Raw genomic sequence first — 6,617 nt, forward strand, 5'->3', positions numbered from 1 at the left:
GCGAGCGCCCGCACCAGCGCCTCCCGGCGACGCGCAGGAAGACCCTGCCACCCCTGCAGCCCATCCCGACCCACGAAAAGGCCCGTCTCCGCAGACGGGGAAGGGGCGCCACGAATGACGCGCCCCTCCCCCCTGATCTCGAGCACGCTCATGCGCCCGCCCTTCTCGCGACAGCCGCCAGCGACTGACCAGCCGCGACGACCGCAACCTCGGGATCCATCTCCGCGAAGTTGTTGTGCTGCACGACAGACGGCGCGGACGAAGACGGAACAGATCCCGTACGCCCCACCCCTTCTGCTGTGAGGGTCGAGGAGACGGTGCCGATCATCGACTGGACCCGCGCAGCTTCCGCCTGCGCGGCCGCCGCCATCGCCGCCGACGCCCGCGCGACGTCGCCCTTCCCATCGCCGATACCGCCGGCCATCTGGCCAGCGATCGCGGCACCGCCGGAGCGGAGCGCGTACCATCCCGACCCCGACAGGGGGCCACGCTTGGCCGGGGAGTGCGGGAAGAAGTCTCCGACGAAATCCATGAGGCCGCCGACGGCTTCCCCAACTTCGCCGAACATCGACCCGATCCCGTCGATCAGAGATCGGATGATGGCCTTCCCCGCGTCCAGCAGAGCAGGCCCAAGCGCGAGGATCGCGTCGACCATCTGCGGGCCCATCTGAATGAGCGTGTCCTTCAGCTCCGGAAGCATCGCTGGGATCGCCGTCACGAGCGCCTTGAACAGCTCGATCCCAGCGCTCAGGAGAGTCGGGATCAGACTGATCAGGGTGGTGATGATCTGCGGCAGCATCCCCACGATCGCGACGAGCAACTGCGGGATCACCGTCAGCAACCCGAGAACCAGCTGCAGGAACAGCTGTATCACCGTCTCGAGGAGCATCGGGATCATCCCGATGATCGTCGTCAGCAGCGTCGGCAGCAGACCCACGAGGGTCGTGAGCAGCTGCGGGATCACTTGCACGAGCCCGAGGACCAGCTGCAGGAACAGCTGCACCGCCGCCGTCAGCAGCGCAGGGAGCATCCCGAGCAGGGCCGACAGGATCGCCGGGAGCGCCCCGATGATCACGGTCAACAGGACCGGGATCACCTGGATCACGGCCTGCACGAGACCGAGGAACAGCTGCACCGCCCCGACGATGAGGGTCGGCAGCATTCCCACGAGCGCGGCGATCAGGCCGGTGACGAGGGTCACGATGCCCGACACGACCAGCGGGATAGCGGCGATCAGGCCAGCGGTGAGAGCCGATACGAGCTGCAACGCGGCGGTAATGATCGACGGCAGGTACGTCACGATCGCGGCGATCAGACCCTGCACCAGCGCGACCGCGCCGGTCGCGATCGCCGGCACCGCGACGATGAGACCGTCGACCAGCGCCTGCACGAGGCTCGCGCCAACCGAGAGCAGCAGCGGGATGCGCGCGAGGATCTCTGTGACGATCTGCGGCACCATCTGCGCCACGGTCTGCACGATGCCGGGCACCGCGCCCGCGACCTGCTGAATGATGCCGGTCAGCCCGATCGCGATGTCGCCAAAGTCGGCTCCCGAGATCGCCAGCCCCGCCAGGGCGGCGGCGACGATCCCGATCGGCCCTCCCAGGATCCCGAGCGCGGCCGTCAACCCCGGAATGAGGGTCGTGAGCAGCGGGATACGAGACAGGAGAGCGCCCAGCCCACCGGCGCCCAGAGCCACGAGAGCGCCTGCCAGCGGCCCGACGACGCCCTGCATCCCCGCGAGCGCACCCGAGAAGATCGACGCACCCTCACCGATGCGAGTGAGGAACCCGGTGATCCCATCGAGCGCCGGACCGAGCACCTTCAGCAGCACGTCGCCGAGCGCCTTCGCCCGCTCCTCGATCGGGCCCAGTGCGGAAGTCGCCGCCTGAATCAGCGGACCGATCTTGCCGTAGATGGGCTGCAGCGCGTTGGCGCCGATCCGGCCGAGCGAGGCGAGGAAGTTCTTCGCCGCGCCCGGGACGGTCTTGCCCATCTCGTCCGCGACGGTGCCCGCGGCGGCGGTGGCCGCCTTCGAGAACGTCTCGAAGTCGACCTTCCCCTCGGAGGCCATCTTGAACACTTCGCCGGCGGTGACACCCATCTGGTCGGCGAGTGCCTGGTAGATGGGGATGCCGCGGTCAGCGAGTTGCGCGATGACGTCGTTCTGGACACCGTTGGCCTGGGTGGCGGCCTTGTTGAAGATCGCCCCCATCTCCTCCATGGAGATGCCCGCCGCGGAGGCGTTGTTCGCGATCGACTTGAGGTGCCCCTGCAGCGCCTCACCAGGCTTGATCCCGGCCGCGACGGCGGAGGCCGCGACGGTGGCAGCCTCGCCCAGGCCGAACGCGGTTCCGCGCACAGAAGCCAGGGCGTCGCCCATGATCGTCTGCACCGTGCCGGCGTCGTTTCCGAGGCCGGTGAGCTTTGCGCGCGCAGTGTCGATCGCGTTGAGTCGGGCAAAGCCCTTCCCGAACGCGACCCCGATCCCCGCCGCTGCGACGGTGACGCCGGCTGTCGCCGCGGACTGGATGCCGGATGCGAGGGCGGAGCCTGCGGCGTGGGATGCGGTCGACGCGGCCGAGACGACCGTACGGAACGCCGAAGACGCGGCCGATCCTAGGCCGGACAGTCCAGACCGGAAGGTGCTGACCAGCTGAGATGCCGCGGGCCCGGCGAACGCTGCGGCCTTCGTGAGCGCCGCCCGCACCTGAGTGGTGACCGGGCTGAGGTACGACGACACTCGGGAACCGAGGCGCACGAACGGCGACGCGAGCAGCGTGCCGGCAGCTGCGGCGTACTGGGCGTATGGGGCGAGCGCGCCCCGCACGGTCGACCCGACGCCGGCCGCCCACGAGCGGGCGGCCGTCAACGCCTTAGCTAGGTGCCCGCCGACCATCGTGGCCATCGAGGCGAACGCCGTGGCGGCCTGCTGCGCGCCCGCTCGAGCGAGACGCCCGAGATAGGTGAACCCCGTGACATCCAGCAGCGCCCGGGAAAGTCCACCGAGAGAACCAGCAAGGCCCGTGAATGCCGACTGTCCCGCCCGGGCATCCTTGAACCCAGACCGGAAATCCGCGAGCATCTGGCGCACGCCGCCGGAACCTGCGATGGCGGACGCGCCGACTGCGGTCTGCGCGGCGGCGAGCGACCGCTGCGCCGTGCGGAGGCGGTCGGTGGCGGTGGCGACGCCCTCTACGGCGACCTGTTGGATCCGGCGGGCCGCGGCGAGTCGCTCCTCGGCGGCGATCGCCTGAGAGGACTCCGCGCCCGACTTCGCGATCGCTTCCTGCAGGCGCGCCTCGGCGACGCGCACGCGGCCGGCGTCATCCTGCTGGCGCAGCCGCGCCTTCGACAGCGCCGCGGATGCGGCGGCGACCTCGCTGTTGAGCTTGCCGAGCTCTGCTGCCCCCAGGTCGCCCGCGGCGGACGCGAGAGCCGACTTCAGGTCGCGGCCGACCGTGCGACCAGCTGCGGCGCCCGCGCCCTTGAATCCCCGATCGAATGTCTTCGCGCCAGCTGCGCCCGCCTCCTGCGCCCCGCGCGTGACGCGAGACTTGAATCCGGTCATGACCGGGAAGATGCTGACGTGACCGGAGCCGACCTCGGACGACATGGCACCTCCTCCGGTCAGCTGGCGAAGACGATGCCGTCCTCGAGTTCGGCCTGCGCCTGAGCAAGCTCCTCCGCGGTGGCGCTAGGTGCACCGTCGCGCAGGTTCTTCATCACCCAGGGCATGACCTTCTGGGATGCCTTGCGGTCACCGATCGTCGCGATCATGGTGATCAGCTGCGGCATGCTCGCCGGGTACGCCCACCCAGCGAGCTCGGCGCCGAGTGCGGTGCCGGTGTCTGCTGCGGCCTCCGTGAGTAGCGTGTGCGCTTCCCCCCATGTGAGGCCGCCGCCCAGGTCCGAGATGCCGACGCCGAAGTTCTCACGCAGGGTGCGCGCAGCGGCGCCGCGATGCTCTCGGATGAGCCGGGCGACGGCGATCATTCCGGGCGGGTGGCCCCCTGGATCCGCTGGATGACGTTGAAGTACTTCATCGCCATCTGCGCGACATCGGCGATGTCCTGCCCACTGAGCGCCTTGACGTTCTCGTCGCCGCCGACGACCTGGATCAGCGAGCGGAACTGGTCGATCTCATTGTCGTACTCCGCCTGCAGCGCATCGACGTCATCGAGCGTGAGTGCGAGGGTTGCCTTGACGATCGTGCCGTCTAAGAACTTCCCGACGAACGTGCGCTCGACGATGATGTACTTCACCTCGGGCGCGATCTTGGCGATCGCCTGCGTCTCCGCCTCCTCCGTCCATGCGTCGAAGTCGTACTCGACTTCGGCCGGTTCGGAGACCGGCGCCTGTGTGGGCTTGGTCTTGGTGGTGGCGCGTGTGGCCATGGTCGTTCTCCTTGTCGGGTTGGTGTTCTAGCGTCGGGTGCGAGAGATGAGACCGGCCGGGGCGACCCGACGACACCCCGGCCAGTCGGTCTGCGTCAGGGCGTGACCACGGCCCCCGGGACCGCGGGACCCCACTGCCAGAAGGGGGCGTCGTTGAACAGCTCGTGCTCGTGCCAGGTGAACGTGACGTTCGCGCCCTCGACCGAGCCGCGCTCGGACTGGTCCTGCTCCACGGCGGTGACGGAGGCGACACCGATCTGCCGCTTCTCCGCACCGTTGCGGTACTTCGTGACCACGAGCAGGATGAAGCGGTTGTTCGGGAGCGACGACGACACCTCGATCACGCCGTTCGCGTCGGGCTCGACGCCCTCCGTGAGCGCGCGCACGGCGGCGTTGTCCTCGGCCAGACCGATGACCACCGAGCGGACGGCATCGCCGGCGAGCGAGTACCCCTTCTGGAAGAACTGGATCTCGTCTTCGCTCTCGCGCGAGGGCGCGGGGCCGCCGTCCTGCTTGTACAGGCCGAGACGATCGAACGCCGCCGGGAGCACGAGCGGGCTCGCGCCGAGGTCGGCCTTCGCGATGACGTTGGCCTCGAGCAGCGGCGCGTACGCCGCGAGGCCGGTGAGTGGGACCTGGACGGCGTCGAGGTCGTTTCCCTGAGAGTCCGCGGACACGGGTCTCTCCCTTCTCCCGCGACGCGGGCTTAGAGTGCCGCGGCCTACCTGGCGCGCGGTGTCTGTGGGGCGGCTACCAGGAGCCGATGGCGACGTACTGCGCTGTCAAATACAGGCGGGTCACGTCGAGCACTTCGGCCGCGTCGGTGGGGCCGTTGCAGCCGTCGAACACGACGGATGCGATGGGACTGCCTTCGATGAGCGGGAGAGCGTCATCGAAGAGGACGCCGGCGAGCCACCTGGCCAGCTCGACCGCAGGCTTGTCGTACCGCTTGGACCCGGCCAGCACTGATGCTCCGACGGATCGGTCGAAGGTCGTCCAATCCATGCGCGATCCACCGTCGTCGCGGAGCACGATGAGAGGCGTCGGTAGCGGGATGGCGAGGTCGGCTGGTTCCTTGTTCGTGACTTTGACGTCGATGCCCTCGGCGGCCGCGAGCTCGCGCACGTATCCGGTGAGGAAGAGCACCACGTCGGGCGGGGTGACCCTCACGACTTGGCCGCCTTCACGGCGCGCGCAAGGTTCCCCGTCTTGGCCTCGATCAGCAGCGTCTTCTTGTCGTCGCCGACGACACGCGCGACCCGGCGGAAGCGAGCTTCGTGGTGCTCGATGTGCAGACCGTCCCGGTAGTCGCCGGAGTCTACGGGGGCGCTAGCCTGAGCGTTCGCGAGCGTTCGATCAGCTGCAGCATCCGTCAGACGCTCGACGGCGGGCTGACGCAGCACCGTCTCGAAGAACTTCGGATTGAAGGTGACGTCGGTCTGTCCGCTGCGGGCCATGACCTCACCTCCGGCTCAGCCGACCGCGCGGGTCAGCGGGATCTCGCGCACCGGCGTCCATCCGGTGAACGGGTTTGTATCGGCGGCCGGAATGCCGTCGATGGTGTAGACGATGCCGCCGTCGCGAATCCGATCGTTGGCGCGAATGTCGAAGTCGGGCGGGCAGAACAGCGATTTCGCCTCGAGCATCTGCACGCGATTGGCTGTCGTGGTCCGCGATGTCGACGACTGGGCGACGAACGCATTCGGGATCGGAATCTCGTCGGGGTCGGACCAGTCCGCCGCGACGTCCTCGTCTGCGTACTCGTCGCGGAGCGTCTTCGCGCGCTGGCGGTGAACCGCGCTGCCGTGAGGGAAGTTCACGAGTACTTCTCCGGCCACAGGCTCGAGACGGGCCGCTCCGTGGGGAAGCTCCCGCGCGGGAGTCCCAACGGCGTAGCGGGGACGCACAGCGAACGCAGTAGCGCGCGATCCTCGGCGTGCCACGTGTTCGCATCCCAGTAGTCGATCGACGCCGAGCCGATGCGCTGAGCTCGCGCGCGCCGAGAGCCCTTGGCGGGCGCCTCGTCGGCCACGCCACGCAGCACGGCAAGGGCGTCCTTCTTCTGCTCCGACTCATCCGCGAAGGAGTCGATGCAGGGGGCGATGGAGCGTGCTGCGAGGATGATCCGTCGCGCCACGTCCTCATCGACCTCAGGGAGGTCATCCGGTGTGATCATGCTCTCCCCTTTTGCTCACTCCTGGTGAGGCGGCCCCGGCGCTG

8 protein-coding genes are annotated in these 6,617 nt (G+C 68.9%); all 8 read right to left on the minus strand.

Annotated features, from left to right (window positions below; genetic code table 11):
* Positions 1–148: 148 nt before the first annotated feature.
* The 8 genes from LL239_RS17160 to LL239_RS17195 all read right to left on the minus strand — a co-directional run bounded on the left by LL239_RS17160 (position 149) and on the right by LL239_RS17195 (position 6,573).
* Positions 149–3,616, minus strand: coding sequence for a phage tail protein (locus LL239_RS17160; RefSeq protein ID WP_228164551.1), 3,468 nt, complete (start codon positions 3,614–3,616; stop codon positions 149–151).
* 14 nt (positions 3,617–3,630) lie between these two features.
* Complete coding sequence (locus LL239_RS17165; RefSeq protein WP_228164552.1) at positions 3,631–3,996, minus strand: hypothetical protein; 366 nt, start codon at positions 3,994–3,996, stop codon at positions 3,631–3,633.
* Positions 3,993–4,397, minus strand: coding sequence for a hypothetical protein (locus tag LL239_RS17170; protein WP_228164553.1), 405 nt, complete (start codon positions 4,395–4,397; stop codon positions 3,993–3,995). Before LL239_RS17170 ends, LL239_RS17165 begins: the two co-directional genes overlap by 4 nt.
* Positions 4,398–4,492: 95 nt before the next feature.
* Positions 4,493–5,074 (minus strand): hypothetical protein, encoded by a 582-nt coding sequence (locus LL239_RS17175; protein ID WP_228164554.1) that lies wholly within the window; start codon positions 5,072–5,074, stop codon positions 4,493–4,495.
* A 73-nt stretch (positions 5,075–5,147) separates the two neighbouring features.
* On the minus strand, positions 5,148–5,567 hold the full coding sequence (locus LL239_RS17180; RefSeq protein ID WP_228164555.1) for a hypothetical protein: 420 nt from the start codon (positions 5,565–5,567) through the stop codon (positions 5,148–5,150).
* Complete coding sequence (locus LL239_RS17185) at positions 5,564–5,854, minus strand: HK97 gp10 family phage protein (protein ID WP_228164556.1); 291 nt, start codon at positions 5,852–5,854, stop codon at positions 5,564–5,566. Before LL239_RS17185 ends, LL239_RS17180 begins: the two co-directional genes overlap by 4 nt.
* Positions 5,855–5,869: 15 nt before the next feature.
* Positions 5,870–6,217, minus strand: a complete 348-nt coding sequence (locus LL239_RS17190) for a hypothetical protein (protein WP_228164557.1) — start codon at positions 6,215–6,217, stop codon at positions 5,870–5,872.
* The gene (locus tag LL239_RS17195) at positions 6,214–6,573 is read right to left on the minus strand and encodes a hypothetical protein (protein ID WP_228164558.1); all 360 of its coding nucleotides are present in this window, start codon (positions 6,571–6,573) and stop codon (positions 6,214–6,216) included. The genes LL239_RS17190 and LL239_RS17195 overlap by 4 nt, the downstream gene beginning before the upstream one ends.
* Positions 6,574–6,617: the final 44 nt, after the last annotated feature.

Source organism: Microbacterium testaceum (genome assembly GCF_020781835.1).
GTDB classification, from domain to species: Bacteria; Actinomycetota; Actinomycetes; order Actinomycetales; family Microbacteriaceae; genus Microbacterium; species Microbacterium testaceum_H.